A 15,101-nucleotide genomic window follows, 5' to 3' on the forward strand; every position below is an offset into this window, starting at 1 on the left:
TGCTCTTGTCCGTCACGTGCTCGCGCGGGGCGTCCTCGTAGTTCCCGGGCGCCGGGCGGGGCCCCCGGGGCGCAGGGCGGGCTCAGGCGGCGCGGCGTCCGCGTCCGCGCCGGTAGAGGAGTGCCCCGCCGACCAGCAGCCCGGCACCGGCGGCCGCGGCCGCGAGCGCGTTCTGCTCCATGCCCGTCGCGGCGAGCTGGCTGCTCCCCTCGACCCGCTCGGGCGCCGCGGCCCGGGCCACCGACCTGCCGGTCGCGGCGGCCTTGAGGAACTCCGCCGCCCTCGGCACGGTGCGCGGGATGCGGGACGACTCGGGCGCCGCGGCCTGCTCCATGGGGCGCTGTTGCCGCTGGGCTTCCTCGGCCGGACGCGCGGTCCGCGCGGGCTGCTCCGCCGGACGCGCGGGCCGCGTGCCCTGCTCCACCGGCTGCTCGGGCCGGGTGTTCTGCTTCACGGGACGCGCGGGGGGCGCGGCCTGCTTCACCGGACGCTCGGGCCGTACCGGATTCTGGTGCGGGACGGGCTTGTTCGGTACGAGCGGTGCCAGCACACCCGGCGCATCGTGGCGGCTGCCACTGTCCGCCCGGTCCGGGGCCGCGGGCTTGGGCGCGGGCTTAGGGGCAGGAGCAGGGGCAGGCTTGGGCGCGGGCTTCCGGGCGGGGGCGGGCTTCGGGGCGGGGGCCGACTTGGCCGCGGGCTTCGGGGCGGAGGCAGGCTTGGGCGCGGCCGCACGCTTCGGGGCGGGCTCCGGCTTGGGGGCGGGAGCGGGCTTGGAGGCGGGCTTGGGCGCGGCAGCGTGCTTCGGCTTCGGCGCGGGCTTCGACTCCGGCTTCGGCGCGGACTTCGGCGCAGGTGCAGCCTTCGGCTTCGGCACAGGAGCGGCTTTCGACTCCGGCTTCGGTTCCGGCTTCGGCACAGGAGCGGCCTTCGGCTCCGCACTCTTCGGCTTCGGCTTCGGCTTCGGCTTCGGCGCAGCCGCATGCTTCGGAGCAGGCTTCGACTTCGTCACGGCCGCATGCTTTGGCGCGGGCTTCGACTGAGTCTCGGGCTTCGGCTTCGGCTTCGTCGCGAGAGCGGGCTTGGAGGCAGGCTTAGGCACGGGAGCAGCCTTCGGCTCCGGCTTCGGCTCAACCACACGCTCCCGGACAGGCTCCGCCTTCGGCGCGGGCTTCGGCGCCGGAGCAGGCTTGGGGGCAGGCGCAGGCTTCGGCTCAGCCGCACGCTTCGGAGCGGGCTCCGGTGCGGGCTCCGGCCTCGGGGCGGGAGCGGGCACCGGCGCCGGGGCAGGCGTCGGCGCAGGCCCCGGCCCCGCCATGGGCGCGGACTGCGCCGCAGCCATACGCTCCGCGGCCGCCGCGGCCGCCGCATACTCCTCCGCCCACTCGGCGGACGGCGAGTGGGCGTGCGCACACGAGTTGCCCATCGACGGGTTGGCGGCGGCCACCCCGTTCACGGAGTTGCCGCAGGCGTTGACCGGCACCTCCACCGGTGCCTGCACATTGTTGCCCGACAAGATGCCGGGCGAGCCCGTGGCCTGTCCGTGTGCATCGGCGGCGAGCGCGGACTGGCCGGGCAGGGACAGGATGCTCGTGGCGGCCGCCGCCGAAAGCACCCCTTTGGTGAGGGCCTGTCGCAATCTACTGGTCTTCCTCTGAGCGAAAGAAAAGCCGGCCTTGGGGCCCCGGGGACTGCCAAGGCCGGCGGAAACACAGCCTGGGCGGCTGAGTCTCTACGTCAGTCGTTGACGCAGTGGTTGCCGAACGTCGGGTTCAGCAGCGCGATGATGTCGACGGTGTTGCCGCACACGTTGACGGGAACGTGGACGGGAACCTGAATGACGTTGCCGGAGAGGACGCCCGGAGAGTGGGCGGCCGCACCCTGGGCACCTGCGTCGGCGAATGCCGGGGCGCCGCAGCTCAGTGCCAGTACGGCACCGGCGATGACGGTTGCGCTCTTCTTGAGCTTCACAGCTTTTCCCTTCTATCGGGTCGCGCCTTAACGGCGGTGGGAGCCGGGCGGGCAGCATCTTCACCCGCACCGCGACCTGAGTCCTGACCAACGAACAATAAGAGCAGAAGAAACCGGCGCAGCCCCGGCATTCGTAAGTTCACTCGAATGCTTTCTACATATTTATTGGACGCCGGATCGAAGTCGGCGAATTACCGCGAAAGCCGCGCGGGCCGCCCCGCTCGAAGGAGACGGGGCGGCCCGGGCGGTCGCTGCGGCGTCGGAGGATCAGCCGTTGTGCTCGCCGTTGCCGGACAGCACCGGGATGTCGCTGAGAATGTGCGACAGCGGCTCGTCGCCCTTGGCCTGCGTCGAGTTCTCGGTGCACTGCTGGTTCTGCGGGGCCGAGAGGATCGGGATGTCCTGGACGGCAATGTTGATGAGACCGACGAGGGAGCCGATATTGGCCTTGACCGGAAGGCCGATGCACGGCTTGTTCAGGGAGCCCTGGACCAGAGACAGCTGCGGGCTCATGTTGCCGTGCGTGGAGGAATTTCCGAACGACTGCTTGGCGCCGTTGCCGCTCGCCGACGTGGTGCCACCGTCGTCGCCGATGGCCATCGCGGCAGGAGCGGCGGTGGCTGACATACCGGCGACCGAGACTGCGACCGCAGCCGCTGCCATTGCCTTCTTGAGCATTTGCTGTTCCTTTTCTGGGCAGACGCACAGGTTACTGCGGGCTGCTCAACTCACCTTCGGACGTTTGGTTCCGCTCATTCACTCCATCGGATCCTTTCCCCGACCCGGCGGCGATCCGACGCATTCATGGAATGCTGTCGCACACCGTCACGCGGAACGATCGGATTATCCGCACATCACCGCGTATGAAGAGGCCGAAAGGGGCCCCTGACACGCCCGCACATGGGCCATCGGAGTGAACGGCAGCAACTCCGTACCGAAAGCACAGTTGCTCAGGGTGCTCCAGGGACGGGGTTCATATCCAGAAGGGAAGTGCTGTGCTCAAGAAGGTTATGACCGCGGCCGCGGTCACGGCTTCCGTCGTCGGTGCGTCGGCGGCCGCGGCTCCCACGGCGTCCGCCATCGGCAACGACGACGGCACCACGACCGCGAGCGGCAACGCCGCCATGCAGTCGTACGGAAACTCCGCCACGTACGGAAACATGAGCCCGCAGATGGCGCTCATTCAGGGATCCCTGAACAAGCCGTGTATCGGCCTGCCGGTCAAGGCCAACATCGGCTCCCTCGTCGGCCTCCTCAACATCGCCGTACAGGACATCCCGATCCTCTCGGCCCCGCAGAACCAGCAGTGCACCGAGAACTCCACGCAGGCCAAGGGCGACGAACCGCTGTCGCACATCCTCAGCGACATCCCGGTGCTCTCCGGAAACGGAGTCAAGAACCACTGACACCGGCCAACCAGCCAGCGGGCCGCCACCTCTCCTCGGCGGCCCGCTGTTTTCGGTTTCGGTCCTTTGCCCGGCCGCCGGACCGACTTCCCTTGACCTTGCGCACAAGGGCTGCTTTTCCGCTTCTGGGCTCAGCACATTAATCCGCTGACCGAGCCAATCGCCGAAACCACAGGTCCAGCACTCAGTTGATCACCACGCGGCTCCGCAGCGGAGCCTGTCTCCGAAGGGAATCCATCACCATGAAGAAGATGTTGGCAACGGCCGCGATCGCCGCATCCGCAGTCGGGATGACTGTCGTCACGATGCCGACGGCCATGGCCATCGGCGATGACTCGGGCACGACGTCGACCAGCGGAAACGGCGCGCAGCAGTCGTTCGGCAACTCCTCCACGCACGGCAACATGAGCCCGCAGATGTCCCTCATCCAGGGCTCCCTGAACAAGCCCTGCATCGGCCTGCCGCTCAAGGCCAACATCGGCTCCCTCGTCGGCCTCCTCAACATCGCCGTACAGGACATCCCGATCCTCTCGGCCCCGCAGAACCAGCAGTGCACCGAGAACTCCACGCAGGCCAAGGGCGACGAGCCCCTGTCGCACATCCTCAGCGACATCCCGCTGCTGTCCGGCAACGGCGTCAACAACCACTGATCCACCGGGGGCCCTCCCGCGCCCCCGTCGGAACCGCACCAGGTGGCCGCCACGACATCCGTGGCGGCCACCTCGCGTGTGCGCCCGCTTTGTGATCGCCCACAGCCGTCGACCGCGCGTTCCGCTGACGCGGTGATCTTCCTGTGCCCTATACGGCCCTGATGTCGCGGGACTCGTACGGAACGCTTTTGCTCAGCAGGGTCTCTCACTGCCTGTACGGCTGTACCCCTCTGAGAGGAGTTGTTCTGCATGGTGCGTCGTTTTCGTGTACTGCTGCTCACTGCCCTGGTGCTGGTCGCGGGCTCGGTGATGTCGTCCGCTCCGGCCTCCGCCGTCATCGGCGGGTCAAAGAGCACCTACGGTCCATGGGCGGTACGCATGCTCGTTGACGGCAAACCGGCGTGCACCGGGACAGCGGTCGCCCGGCAGTGGATCCTCACCGCCTCACACTGCTTCTACGAGCAGGCACGACCGGTCGCCGACAAGCGGATCTCCTTCCGGGTGGGCAATCTCGACATGCGCAGAGGCACCACGGTCCGCCCCATACCCCGCAAGCGCGTAGGCAGCGCGCACGCCGACATGATGCTGGTCAAGGTCCCGCCGATGAATGTCCGCACGGCGCGCCTGGCCACGGTCGGCGTCCACCGCGGCCAGGCCGTACGGCAGTACGGGTGGGGCGCCACCTGTACCAGGGACGAGAGCGCCTGCCAGTCTCGCGTCCTCAAGCAGTCGGACCTGAAGGTCGTACGGCCCAACGACCCCCTGTGCGCGGGGCACACCGCACCGGGCGGCCCCGACTTCTGTATGAAGAAGGTGTCCGGGATTCCCGCCGGGGGCGACTCCGGAGGCCCGGTGATGACCGTCGGCCCGCGCGGCACCGAAACCCTCGTCGGCGTCTTCAACGGCTCCGACCGGGAGAAGAGCGCCGAGGCCGGGGAAGTGTCCCAGCAACTCTCCTGGATTCGCTCAGTCATTCGGCGCTAGCGCCGACACGGCACGCTTCGCCGGCATGGCACCGGCGCCGCGTCATCGAGGCCGACGGTGAAGGACGTGGCGGGCGTCCTTCCCTCCAGGCACGACGGAGTCCATCCGTTGATGAGACAGCCGTGGCAGCTCACACAAACGGCGAGGCGGCGATCTGGGTGGATGCCATGCACAGGGTGGACCAGCAGCACGTCGGTCATGCGTCCGACCCCACGGAACCGCCGAGGTAGGGGTTCCGCGAACACACCACGACGGCGTTTGCACACGCCTCGGCGCACGCCCTTCGCACGGCAGCTTTGTTGATTCCGCGAACGTGTGCCTCGGTGGTGCCGCCAGGGCGGAACTCGTTAAACGGTCGGCAGATCCTTCGCGGCGTTCCCCTGCACCCTGCCCTTGAGCTTCTGGCAGAACCCCTCGTCGACCACCACCGTGCGGCGGCTCTTCTTCGTCTTCGGGGCGCCCGGGTACGGCTGTACGCCAAGATCCACCCGAACTCCTCGCGTTCGAGGAAGGTCACCTCCTCTTCGACCTCGTCGCCGTCCACGCGGGGAAGCCGGGTGTACGCGCACGGGTTCGTGGCCCTTCACGAGGTCGCGGAAGCGCTCGGCCGTCCTGGGGTTGTCGAAGCTCTCCGACGCCCTCTTCCCGTTACGGGCTTCGCCGGCACGCCAGCGCACGACGTAAGTGATCGCCTCGTCCTTGCGCTGCTTCCCCTCGACGCAGGCCATGATCAAGACGGCAGTCGAGGCGGTGTGCCCACTCTGTGCCCATCGGCAATACACAGAGAGCCCCTCCAACCGCGTTTCCGCAGGTCAGAGGGGCTCTCGGGCTGTGGAGCCTAGGGGAGTCGAACCCCTGACATCTGCCATGCAAAGACAGCGCTCTACCAACTGAGCTAAGGCCCCGTGGCCGCCTGCGCCGGTGCGAAAAAATCACGCCTCGGCGGGCGTCGCAGACCAGAGTACCGGGTCACCCCCCGGATCTCGCAAAAGGATTGGGGGTCCCCGTGCGCGACCACTCTCCGTAAGATGCTCGACGTGGTTCGCGGCAGCGAACCGCGGTCCTATGGGGAAGCGATGGGGAGACGCAACATGGACGCTGCACAACAAGAATCAACAGCAAGAGCACGGGAGCTCCAGCGGAATTGGTACGGGGAACCGCTGGGGGCACTCTTCCGTCGCCTCATCGACGATCTGGGCCTGAACCAGGCCCGGCTCGCCGGGGTGCTCGGACTGTCCGCACCCATGCTGTCGCAGCTGATGAGCGGGCAGCGCGCCAAGATCGGCAATCCGGCCGTCGTCCAGCGCGTCCAGCTCCTGCAGGAGCTGGCGGGACAGGTCGCGGACGGCAGCGTGAGCGCCGCCGAGGCCACGGACCGCATGGACGAGATCAAGAAGTCCCAGGGGGGTTCCGTACTGACCAACACGAGCCAGACGACCACGAGTTCGGGCGCGCCCACCGTGAAACGCGTGGTGCGTGAGATCCAGTCGCTGCTGCGTTCCGTCGCGGCGGCGGGCGACATCATCGATGCCGCGGACACGCTCGCCCCGACCCACCCGGAGCTGGCAGAGTTCCTCCGGGTGTACGGAGCGGGCCGCACCGCGGACGCCGTCGCCCACTACGAGGCGCACCAGAGCTGAGCCGTCGGCCGGGCCGCTGCCGGGCGGCCCGGAAGGGGAGCGGGGCACGACCATGGGTGAGGTCTTCGCCGGCCGGTACGAACTCGTCGACCCGGTCGGACGCGGGGGAGTGGGCGCCGTATGGCGTGCCTGGGACCATCGCCGGCGCAGATATGTGGCCGCCAAGGTCCTTCAGCAGCGCGACGCTCACACTCTGTTGCGCTTCGTGCGGGAGCAGGCGCTGCGGATCGACCATCCGCACGTCCTCGCCCCCGCGAGCTGGGCCGCCGACGACGACCAGGTCCTCTTCACCATGGACCTGGTCACCGGCGGCTCCCTCGCCCACGTCATCGGTGACTACGGACCGCTGCCGGCCCACTTCTCCTGCACCCTGCTCGACCAGCTCCTCGCCGGTCTGGCGGCGGTGCACGCCGAGGGAGTCGTGCACCGTGACATCAAGCCCGCCAACATTCTCCTCGAGGCCACCGGAACGGGGCGGCCGCACCTGCGCCTGTCGGACTTCGGCATCTCCATGCGCAAGGGCGAGCCACGGCTGACCGAGACGGACTATGTGGTGGGCACCCCCGGATACTTCGCGCCCGAGCAAATGATGGGCGCCGAACCGGACTTCACCGCCGACCTCTTCGCCGTCGGGCTTGTCGCGCTGTATCTCCTACAGGGCGCCAAGCCCGACGCCAAGGCCCTCATCGAGCACTTCGCCGCCCACGGCACTCCGGGGGCGCCCCGCGGTGTGCCCGAGCCGCTGTGGCAGGTCATCGCCACCCTGCTGCAGCCCGACCCGCAGGCGCGGTTCCGTACCGCCACGGGGGCGCGCAAGGCCCTGGCCTCCGCCGCCGAGATGCTGCCCGAGCCCGGGCCCGACGACGAGCTCGTCGAGATCTTCGACCAACTCGGCCCGCTCCCCACGGGGTTCGGCCCCGACGGCCCCCTCACCCGCGCACCACAACCACCCCCGGTCCGACAACCACCCCCGGCCCAGCAACCGCCGTCTCTCCGGCAACCATCGGCTCTCCAGCAACCAAGCTCCCTCCAGCAGCCACCCTCCGTCCGGCAACCGCCTCCCATCCAGCCGCCGCCGTCCCACCCGCCCACGGCAGGCTCCGCGGCATCCCACGCCCACCCGGGACAGCCCACACCCTCGCCCCCGGCCCACCCGGGACAGCCCACACCCTCGCCCCCGGCGCACCCGGGACCGCACACGCCCTCGGCCCAGGCCCAGCCCGACTCGTCCGGCACCCCCTATCCCGTACGACCGCCGTCGATCCCCGCGCATCCCCCGATGTCGGAGACCGGCAGCTTCCACCTGCCCCCACCGGTCGCGCCCCCGCATACGCCGCCCCCGCAGCCCGCACAACCGCCCACTCCCCCCACACCGACCCCGGTTCCGGCCCCAGCCCCGAGCCCGGCAACACCTCCCACCCCGGCACCCACACCGCCTGCGGCACCGGCACCCACGCCAACCCCCACGCCCACACCAACTCCAGCCCCGACCCCCACAGGCCCGCCGCAGACCCCCACCTCCACGGCCGCCTCCACTCCCAGCCCCGAATCCACCCCCTCCCGCTCCGCAGCTCCCGCCGCGCAGCACGCTTACGCCTCTACTTCTCCATACACCGCTCAGCCCCAACAGGTTCCACCTCACGGCACCTCAATTCCGGGACCTCTTCCGGAACTTCAGCCTCACGCCCGGCCCCAGCGCCGCCACGCCGCCGGCCCCGCCGCCCGTGCCGCCGTGCGCTCTCCGCGCCCCGGGCCGCCCGCGAAGGTGGCCCTGCCGATGCTGCTGGCCGCGCTGGCCTGTTTCGCGGTGGGCTTCTGGGCCCTCACTCGCATCTGAGGAACCGGACCTCGAGGGAACGGCGGACCGCACCGCCCCAACCGGATCAACCGCAGCAACCACAGGCACCGCAGCAACCGGCGCAATCGAATCAACCGAATCAACCGAATCAGCCGGATCAACCGGATCAACCGGATCAACCGGCCCGAACCATCCTCCGCCGCGCCATAACCCGCCACACCCCAAGGACCGCGACCAGCACCGTCCCCGTACCGATCCCCGCCGCCGCCAGCACCTTCATGGCCGCGCCGCCGCCGGAAGCGGCAGCCTCACCGGGCGATCCCGGCCCCGACCCGCTACCGGCGGAGCCGCCCGCCCCGTTCCGTGCCGCGGCCTCGTCGCGTTCCGTGACACCGAAGCCGTCAGCGGGGCGCGCCGTCCCGGCGTACGCGGGCCCCGCCCGCCGCTCACCGGCGACGTCCACCCGCAGCGTCAGGCCGATCGTGTCCTGCCCGAACCGCGTGCCGACGTCCGGGTCCAGGTGCACGGCGAGGTAGTACCACCCGGCGAACCGCATCTCGGAGACCCGCTCTAGGGGCGCGAAGCGGTTCTCGTACGCGACCGGCGCCAGCGTCGGCAGCCTGGTCGTCCGCTGCCGGCCGTCGTACGCGGTGTCGGCGTTCTCCACCGGCCCGCGCACCGGGTTGAACAACTCCACGACCAGCGCGGGCGTCACGTAATCGCCGCTCCGCGAACCACTGCCGATCTCCAGGGTGGCGGACAACCGCTGGCCCCAGTCGACGGGCACGCGGTAGTAGCGCGTCTGCCCCGTCTTGACCCGGTCGCTCCACACGCCCTTGCCCAAGGCCCTGGCCGTGCCGAAACTGCTGCCTCCCGCGCGCGGGAGCGGCCGTCCGGCCGGCGGGAGAGGCGTCGCCGAGTCGGTGTCGGAGTCCGTGTCCTGCGGCGGAGTCGTCGGCCCCGCCTTCGCCAAGGAGGGCTCCGAGGCGACGTACAGCTCCATGTCCCAGTCCTCCGTAGAGGACGGTTTTTCCGTGGCGGACGACACCGGCGACCTGGAGTTGGTGGTCCGCTCCACGACTACGTAGTACGTGCCGGCCGCCTGGCACCTCCGCTCGTCCGGCGCCAGCTTCCGCATCGCCGACGCGGTGAGCGGCCGCGGGCTCTGCGAGGCGCCGAAACGCGTCGACTCGAAGTCACAGGCGAAGCCGTCGGCGTCCTGCACGGACACCTCGATGCCGTCGGCGAAGGCGACGCGGCTGCCGAGAGCGGGCAACGCGGTCACGGAGACGTACACATTGTCCCGAGCACCGAGTTCGAGCCGGTAGTACAGCTCGCTCCCCGTACCGGAAGCCCCCGTACCGGAAGACCTGGCGCTGGAAGCCCCCGTACCGGACGAGGCCCCAGCCTCGGGATGCCCGATCGAGCTCCGGTACGTCGCCCCGGGCACCAGCATCCGGCTCCCGGCCGTACTCGTCGCCCCGTCGACCGCCTTGGCGTCCTCGGCGAAGGCGTACGGATTCGGCGTCTCAGCGACGACGCCATGCCCAGGACGGGCCGCCGCCACGGCGTTCCCCGGCCGAGCGCCCGCCCCGTCCGGCAGCAGGGCCATCGCGCACAGCGCCACCAGCACGCCCACCGCCCGCACCCGCCGCATCACGCCCACGCCGCTCTGCACCTCACCCTCCACCGATTTGCTCAAGCAAGGAATGAAATTGCGCAAGTGAACCAAAGGAGTGACGCCGTGACGGTCACACCGAAAAGAGGCGGTCCGCCCTCACCACAGAAGGAGGCGCGCTCCACCGGAAGATTCCGTACACCCAGCGGGGACTCCCCGCCACCCGGCAGAACCGGCCGAACTGATACCGGCAGAAGAGGGCCACGACGAAGCAGGCACGCGCGCGTGGGGACGCGACCCGGCAGAAGAAGCGGGACAAAAGGCCCCCGGGACAGCACGGGGCCCCGACCGCTCCAGCGACCGGGGCCCCGTGACGAGACTGCTGTCGATACTCACGAACCCGTGGGCACGGAGTCAGTCGCCTCCGTCCACAGATCCTGCTCGGCGCGATCCGCCTGGATCTGGCGGTACACGAGGAGCCCGCCGATGGCGGCCAGTGCGACCAGGAGAAGCTTCTTCACCGCGCGACCTCGTCTTTCCTTGACGTAGGGGACTTCTGGCGCCCGACTATACACACCGACCGATACCGATCGGTGACCTGGATCGGCCCGACGCCGGGCTCCAACTCCCGGACCGAACACCGCAGTAGAAGCGGATCACATCGCTCCGCCTACTCCCCGCCCACTGTGATGTTCGCCGCCCTTGCCCTGTTTCCTGGGCTTCTCGGGGCACTTGCATCCATCCGGGTGGTGTTCATCGGAACATCCACGCGGCGGGAGCGTCGGTCCCGCACTTCCGGCTCCACATACACATCATGAGGAAAGTACGCAAATCGCCCAACCTGAATGTGAGGGGCCATGACCGCCACCAAGGCCATGAAGCTGTGGACCACGATCGTCACCGCCGTGCTCGCGCTGTTCGCGACCCTCGGCCTCACCTCGGCCGCCACGGCGGCCGCCCCGGTACAGCAGGCCGCGAACGCGTCGGCCACGTGCACGAGCACCGCGAGCCCGACGGCCCCGCTGGCGGCCCTGTGGGCGGCGGCGTACGAACGGTCCTTGCCGCCCACGATGAAGCAACGCATCCGCGCCGAGGCCCACGGCGCCACCCCGAGCTGCCGCCACCTGCCGTCGACGGAGACGGAAGCCCAGGACGACGACGACCAGCGGCCCACGGCGGAACGGCTCGCCGCGGAGCCGTAGTCGTCACGGAGCCCGTCGAGCGGCACTGCAGAACGGCACTCATCGAGAAGACCCCCGGCCGACACAGGCTGGGGGTCTTCTCGCTGCCGCGCCCGCCGGTTCCTGCAAGGCCGCTGAGCGACCCCTGGGAGGGGGTATGGGGTAGTAGCGGGGTAACAAGATCAATACACGCAGAAGCCCTGTAGATCCTGGGGATCTACAGGGCTTCTGACCTGGCGTTAAGCCGCTGTGGGGCTACCTGGATTTGAACCAGGGACCTCATCCTTATCAGGGATGCGCTCTAACCAACTGAGCTATAGCCCCGCCGCGCTTCTCGGGTCGCCCCGCGCGCTGACCACTGAAGATTAGCGCACGTCCGGGCCAGTCCCAAAATCGATAGTTCCCGAGGGTCCACGCGGGCCCCGGCGCGTCCTCAGGGGCGTCCTCAGGGGCGTCCCCTGACGCCCCCCACGCCCCCGTCGGCCTTTCGCTACTCGTCCTCGGCCAGCGTCAGCTCAATGCCCCCGACAAAGCCCGCCGAGAGGTTGTAGATGAAGGCGCCGAGCGTCGCGAGTGCCGTCGCGAGGACGACGTCGATGACCGCGATGATCGTCGTGAACATCAGCACGCGCGGCAGCGAGAGGAACGCCTGCAGGTCGAAGCCGTTGGACTCGTTCGAGCCCGTGGCCTCGGAGATCGTGCCGCCGACCGTGGAGAAGACGCCCATCGCGTCCATGACCATCCACAGCACGGCCGCCGCGACGATGGTGCAGATGCCGAGCGCGATGGAGAGCAGGAAGCTGACCTTCATCACCGACCAGGGGTCGGCCTTGGCCACCCGCAGCCTCGCCTTGCGCGTGCGCGGGGTGGTGCGCGCCCCGGTGCGGGGGCGCCGGACGGCGCCAGCGGGCGCCGCCTGATACGCCTGCGGCGGGTGGTACGGCTGGCTGTTCTGCTGGGGCTGCCGCTCGCCCGGAAGCGCCCCGGAGAGGCCTTCTCCCGGCAGCGCCCCGGAGCGCCCGTCCCCCGGCAACGCCCCGGAGGCGCCGCCCTCGGTGTCCGTACCCGTCCCCGTACCCGCTCGGCCTCGGGTGTCCGTCACAGTCCCCCCCTGGGATCCATGAGACTCATGCGAGTCGGGTGCGTCGGTGGCGGAGCCACGGGCACCTTCTGTGCCGGTTCCACTCGTCCCGGCGGATCCGGCGCCCGTGGCTCCACTCACGACTCTCTCCTCGCGCTACTCGGCCGGGGACTCCGTGCCCTCGTCCGTACCGACGGCCGGTTCGCCGTCGGTCGATTCGTCGACAAGCCCTCCGTCGACTTCCTCGGCCTCGCGCCCGGCCTCGGCGTTCCGAGCGATACCGACCACGGCATCGCGCTTGCCCAGGTTGATCAGTTGGACGCCCATGGTGTCACGGCCCGTCTCCCTGACCTCGTTGACTCGCGTGCGAATCACACCGCCGGACAAGGTGATGGCGAGGATCTCGTCGGTCTCCTCGACCACCAGCGCGCCGACGAGCTCGCCGCGGTCCTCCACGATCTTGGCGGCCTTGATGCCGAGGCCGCCGCGGCCCTGGACGCGGTATTCGTCGACGGCGGTCCGCTTCGCGTACCCACCATCGGTGGCGGTGAACACGAACGTACCGGGCCGGACCACATTCATCGAGAGCAACTGATCGCTGTCGCGGAAGCTCATGCCCTTGACGCCGGAGGTCGCGCGGCCCATCGGGCGCAGCGCGTCGTCGGTCGCCGTGAAGCGGATCGACTGGGCCTTCTTGCTGATCAGAAGCAGATCGTCCGCGGCCGACACCAGCTCGGCGCCGATCAGTTCGTCGTCCGCGCCGTCGTCCGTCTCGCGCAGATTGATCGCGATGACGCCGCCGGAGCGGGGCGAATCGTAATCCTTCAGAGGCGTCTTCTTGACCAGACCCGCCTTCGTGGCGAGGACCAGGTAGGGCGCCGCCTCGTAGTCACGGATCGCGAGGATCTCGGCGATCTGCTCGTCCGGCTGGAAGGCGAGCAGGTTCGCCACGTGCTGGCCGCGGGCCTCGCGGCCGGCGTCGGGCAGTTCGTACGCCTTCGCGCGGTAGACGCGGCCCTTGTTCGTGAAGAACAGCAGCCAGTGGTGCGTCGTCGACACGAAGAAGTGGTCGACGATGTCGTCCTGCTTCAGCTTCGTGCCACGCACGCCCTTGCCGCCGCGCTTCTGCGAGCGGTAGTCCTCCGTCTTGGTGCGCTTGATGTAGCCGCCGCGCGTGATGGTGACGACGATGTCCTCTTCGGCGATCAGGTCCTCGATGGACATGTCACCGTCGAAGGGCACCAGCGCGGAGCGGCGGTCCTCGCCGAACTTGTCGACGATCGCCGTCAGTTCCTGGCTGACGATCCCGCGCTGCTTCTCGGGGGAGGCCAGGATCGCGTTGTACTCGTTGATCTTCGCCTGGAGGTCGTCGTGCTCGTCGACGATCTTCTGGCGCTCCAGGTGGGCGAGCCGGCGGAGCTGCATCTCCAGGATGGCGTTGGCCTGGATCTCGTCGATCTCCAGGAGGCCCATCAGGCCCTCGCGCGCGATATCGACCGTGTCGCTGCGCCGGATGAGCGCGATGACCTCGTCGATGGCGTCCAGGGCCTTGAGCAGACCGCGCAGGATGTGCGCGCGCTCCTCGGCCTTGCGCAGCCGGAACTTGGTGCGCCGGACGATGACTTCGATCTGGTGGGTGACCCAGTGGCGGATGAACGCGTCGAGGGAGAGCGTGCGCGGCACTCCGTCGACGAGCGCCAGCATGTTGGCGCCGAAGTTCGTCTGCAGGTCCGTGTGCTTGTAGAGGTTGTTCAGTACGACCTTGGCGACGGCGTCGCGCTTGAGCACGATGACGAGTCGCTGGCCGGTACGGGACGACGTCTCGTCGCGCACGTCGGCGATGCCGCCGACCTTGCCGTCCTTGACCAGGTCGGCAATCTTCTGTGCGAGATTGTCCGGGTTGACCTGGTAGGGCAGCTCGGTGACCACCAGGCACTGGCGGTTCTGGATCTCCTCGACCTCGACGACCGCGCGCATCGTGATGGAGCCGCGGCCCGTGCGGTACGCCTCTTCGATGCCCTTGCGGCCGACGACCAGGGCGCCGGTCGGGAAGTCCGGGCCCTTGATGCGCGCGATGAGAGCGTCGAGCAGCTCCTCGTGCGAGGCCTCGGGGTGCTCTAGCGCCCACTGCGCGCCCGCGGCGACCTCGCGCAGGTTGTGCGGCGGGATGTTGGTCGCCATGCCGACCGCGATGCCCGCAGAGCCGTTGATCAGCAGGTTCGGGAAGCGGGACGGCAGGACCGTGGGTTCCTGGGAGCGGCCGTCGTAGTTGTCCGTGAAGTCGACGGTCTCCTCGTCGATGTCCCGGACCATCTCCATGGACAGCGGCGCCATCTTGCACTCGGTGTAGCGCATGGCGGCCGCGGGGTCGTTGCCCGGAGAGCCGAAGTTTCCGTTGGAGTCCACCAGCGGCATGCGCATCGACCACGGCTGCGCGAGGCGGACCAGGGCGTCGTAGATCGAGGAGTCGCCGTGCGGGTGGTAGTTGCCCATGACGTCGCCGACGACGCGGGCGCACTTGTAGAAGCCCTTCTCGGGGCGGTATCCGCCGTCGTACATCGCGTACAGGACGCGGCGGTGGACGGGCTTGAGGCCGTCGCGGACGTCGGGCAGCGCGCGGGACACGATGACGGACATCGCGTAGTCCAGGTACGAGCGCTGCATCTCCGTCTCGAGCCCGACGGGCTCGATGCGCAGCGTCTGGTCCTCGACGTCCTCGGTGGTGATGGGGTTGTTCTCGTCGGCCATGGCCGGTCAAGATCCTTTCGTACGTCA

16 protein-coding genes, 2 tRNA genes and 1 pseudogene are annotated in these 15,101 nt (G+C 69.3%); 7 read left to right on the top strand and 12 right to left on the bottom strand.

Annotated features, from left to right (window positions below):
• Positions 1 to 82: 82 nt before the first annotated feature.
• The gene (locus tag AC0KTA_RS18590) at positions 83 to 550 is read right to left on the bottom strand and encodes an LPXTG cell wall anchor domain-containing protein (RefSeq protein WP_481056469.1); all 468 of its coding nucleotides are present in this window, start codon (positions 548 to 550) and stop codon (positions 83 to 85) included.
• Between the two features lie 232 nt (positions 551 to 782).
• Here AC0KTA_RS18590 and AC0KTA_RS18595 point away from each other — a divergent pair, with 232 nt between their 5' ends.
• Positions 783 to 1,040, top strand: a complete 258-nt coding sequence (locus AC0KTA_RS18595) for a hypothetical protein (RefSeq protein ID WP_481056748.1) — start codon at positions 783 to 785, stop codon at positions 1,038 to 1,040.
• 425 nt (positions 1,041 to 1,465) lie between these two features.
• Here the strand turns inward: AC0KTA_RS18595 and AC0KTA_RS18600 are convergent.
• The 3 genes and pseudogenes from AC0KTA_RS18600 to AC0KTA_RS18610 all read right to left on the bottom strand — a co-directional run.
• Positions 1,466 to 1,612 (bottom strand): annotated as a pseudogene (locus tag AC0KTA_RS18600) (chaplin family protein); the annotation flags it as partial.
• Between the two features lie 122 nt (positions 1,613 to 1,734).
• Complete coding sequence (locus tag AC0KTA_RS18605) at positions 1,735 to 1,968, bottom strand: chaplin (protein ID WP_481056241.1); 234 nt, start codon at positions 1,966 to 1,968, stop codon at positions 1,735 to 1,737.
• 267 nt (positions 1,969 to 2,235) lie between these two features.
• A complete protein-coding gene (locus tag AC0KTA_RS18610; protein WP_481056242.1) occupies positions 2,236 to 2,646 on the bottom strand; it encodes a rodlin in 411 nt (136 codons plus the stop codon).
• A gap of 317 nt (positions 2,647 to 2,963) precedes the next feature.
• On the opposite strand from AC0KTA_RS18610, the gene AC0KTA_RS18615 reads away from it, so the two are divergent.
• Positions 2,964 to 3,374 (top strand): rodlin, encoded by a 411-nt coding sequence (locus AC0KTA_RS18615; protein ID WP_481056243.1) that lies wholly within the window; start codon positions 2,964 to 2,966, stop codon positions 3,372 to 3,374.
• Between the two features lie 184 nt (positions 3,375 to 3,558).
• Here AC0KTA_RS18615 and AC0KTA_RS18620 read toward each other — a convergent pair whose 3' ends face one another.
• Positions 3,559 to 3,693 (bottom strand): hypothetical protein, encoded by a 135-nt coding sequence (locus tag AC0KTA_RS18620; protein WP_481056749.1) that lies wholly within the window; start codon positions 3,691 to 3,693, stop codon positions 3,559 to 3,561.
• Between AC0KTA_RS18620 and AC0KTA_RS18625 the strand changes: the two genes are divergently transcribed.
• Both AC0KTA_RS18625 and AC0KTA_RS18630 read left to right on the top strand, forming a co-directional pair.
• On the top strand, positions 3,665 to 4,024 hold the full coding sequence (locus tag AC0KTA_RS18625) for a rodlin (RefSeq protein ID WP_481056470.1): 360 nt from the start codon (positions 3,665 to 3,667) through the stop codon (positions 4,022 to 4,024). The two genes, AC0KTA_RS18620 and AC0KTA_RS18625, sit on opposite strands and share 29 nt — an antisense overlap.
• A 249-nt stretch (positions 4,025 to 4,273) precedes the next feature.
• Entirely contained in the window at positions 4,274 to 5,008 is a 735-nt protein-coding gene (locus AC0KTA_RS18630) for a S1 family peptidase (protein ID WP_481056244.1), read from the top strand.
• Between the two features lie 347 nt (positions 5,009 to 5,355).
• On the opposite strand, the gene AC0KTA_RS18635 is transcribed toward AC0KTA_RS18630, so the two are convergent.
• Both AC0KTA_RS18635 and AC0KTA_RS18640 read right to left on the bottom strand, forming a co-directional pair.
• Positions 5,356 to 5,496 (bottom strand): hypothetical protein, encoded by a 141-nt coding sequence (locus AC0KTA_RS18635; RefSeq protein ID WP_481056245.1) that lies wholly within the window; start codon positions 5,494 to 5,496, stop codon positions 5,356 to 5,358.
• Between the two features lie 344 nt (positions 5,497 to 5,840).
• A tRNA-Ala gene (locus AC0KTA_RS18640) sits at positions 5,841 to 5,913 on the bottom strand.
• Positions 5,914 to 6,099: 186 nt separating this feature from the next.
• On the opposite strand from AC0KTA_RS18640, the gene AC0KTA_RS18645 reads away from it, so the two are divergent.
• On the top strand, positions 6,100 to 6,648 hold the full coding sequence (locus AC0KTA_RS18645) for a helix-turn-helix domain-containing protein (protein ID WP_481056246.1): 549 nt from the start codon (positions 6,100 to 6,102) through the stop codon (positions 6,646 to 6,648).
• Between the two features lie 52 nt (positions 6,649 to 6,700).
• Positions 6,701 to 8,485, top strand: a complete 1,785-nt coding sequence (locus AC0KTA_RS18650; RefSeq protein ID WP_481056247.1) for a serine/threonine-protein kinase — start codon at positions 6,701 to 6,703, stop codon at positions 8,483 to 8,485.
• 136 nt (positions 8,486 to 8,621) lie between these two features.
• Here the strand turns inward: AC0KTA_RS18650 and AC0KTA_RS18655 are convergent, their stop codons facing one another.
• Both AC0KTA_RS18655 and AC0KTA_RS18660 read right to left on the bottom strand, forming a co-directional pair.
• Positions 8,622 to 10,148 carry a hypothetical protein gene (locus AC0KTA_RS18655; protein ID WP_481056248.1) on the bottom strand — a complete coding sequence of 509 codons (1,527 nt, stop codon included), beginning with the start codon at positions 10,146 to 10,148 and terminating at the stop codon, positions 8,622 to 8,624.
• 308 nt (positions 10,149 to 10,456) lie between these two features.
• A complete protein-coding gene (locus AC0KTA_RS18660) occupies positions 10,457 to 10,585 on the bottom strand; it encodes a DLW-39 family protein (RefSeq protein WP_003999697.1) in 129 nt (42 codons plus the stop codon).
• A 336-nt stretch (positions 10,586 to 10,921) separates the two neighbouring features.
• Here AC0KTA_RS18660 and AC0KTA_RS18665 point away from each other — a divergent pair, with 336 nt between their 5' ends.
• Positions 10,922 to 11,266: a DUF6344 domain-containing protein gene (locus tag AC0KTA_RS18665; protein ID WP_481056249.1), complete on the top strand. Its 345-nt coding sequence runs from the start codon at positions 10,922 to 10,924 to the stop codon at positions 11,264 to 11,266.
• 229 nt (positions 11,267 to 11,495) lie between these two features.
• On the opposite strand, the gene AC0KTA_RS18670 is transcribed toward AC0KTA_RS18665, so the two are convergent.
• From AC0KTA_RS18670 to gyrA, 3 genes are all read right to left on the bottom strand, one after another.
• Positions 11,496 to 11,569, bottom strand: a tRNA-Ile gene (locus AC0KTA_RS18670).
• Positions 11,570 to 11,735: 166 nt separating this feature from the next.
• Complete coding sequence (locus AC0KTA_RS18675; RefSeq protein ID WP_481056250.1) at positions 11,736 to 12,467, bottom strand: DUF3566 domain-containing protein; 732 nt, start codon at positions 12,465 to 12,467, stop codon at positions 11,736 to 11,738.
• A gap of 15 nt (positions 12,468 to 12,482) precedes the next feature.
• A complete protein-coding gene (gene gyrA, locus AC0KTA_RS18680) occupies positions 12,483 to 15,074 on the bottom strand; it encodes a DNA gyrase subunit A (RefSeq protein ID WP_481056251.1) in 2,592 nt (863 codons plus the stop codon).
• Positions 15,075 to 15,101 lie beyond the last annotated feature (27 nt).

The organism is Streptomyces sp. Y309 (assembly GCF_056712025.1).

Excerpts from the sequence above, each read along its gene's own strand:
- AC0KTA_RS18610 (WP_481056242.1), bottom strand. The coding sequence starts at position 2,646 with ATGCTCAAGAAGGCAATGGCAGCGGCTGCGGTCGCAGTCTCGGTCGCC.
- AC0KTA_RS18625 (WP_481056470.1), top strand. The coding sequence starts at position 3,665 with ATGACTGTCGTCACGATGCCGACGGCCATGGCCATCGGCGATGACTCG.
- AC0KTA_RS18620 (WP_481056749.1), bottom strand. The coding sequence starts at position 3,693 with ATGGCCGTCGGCATCGTGACGACAGTCATCCCGACTGCGGATGCGGCG.
- AC0KTA_RS18630 (WP_481056244.1), top strand. The coding sequence starts at position 4,274 with ATGGTGCGTCGTTTTCGTGTACTGCTGCTCACTGCCCTGGTGCTGGTC.
- AC0KTA_RS18645 (WP_481056246.1), top strand. The coding sequence starts at position 6,100 with ATGGACGCTGCACAACAAGAATCAACAGCAAGAGCACGGGAGCTCCAG.
- AC0KTA_RS18650 (WP_481056247.1), top strand. The coding sequence starts at position 6,701 with ATGGGTGAGGTCTTCGCCGGCCGGTACGAACTCGTCGACCCGGTCGGA.
- AC0KTA_RS18665 (WP_481056249.1), top strand. The coding sequence starts at position 10,922 with ATGACCGCCACCAAGGCCATGAAGCTGTGGACCACGATCGTCACCGCC.
- gyrA (WP_481056251.1), bottom strand. The coding sequence starts at position 15,074 with ATGGCCGACGAGAACAACCCCATCACCACCGAGGACGTCGAGGACCAG.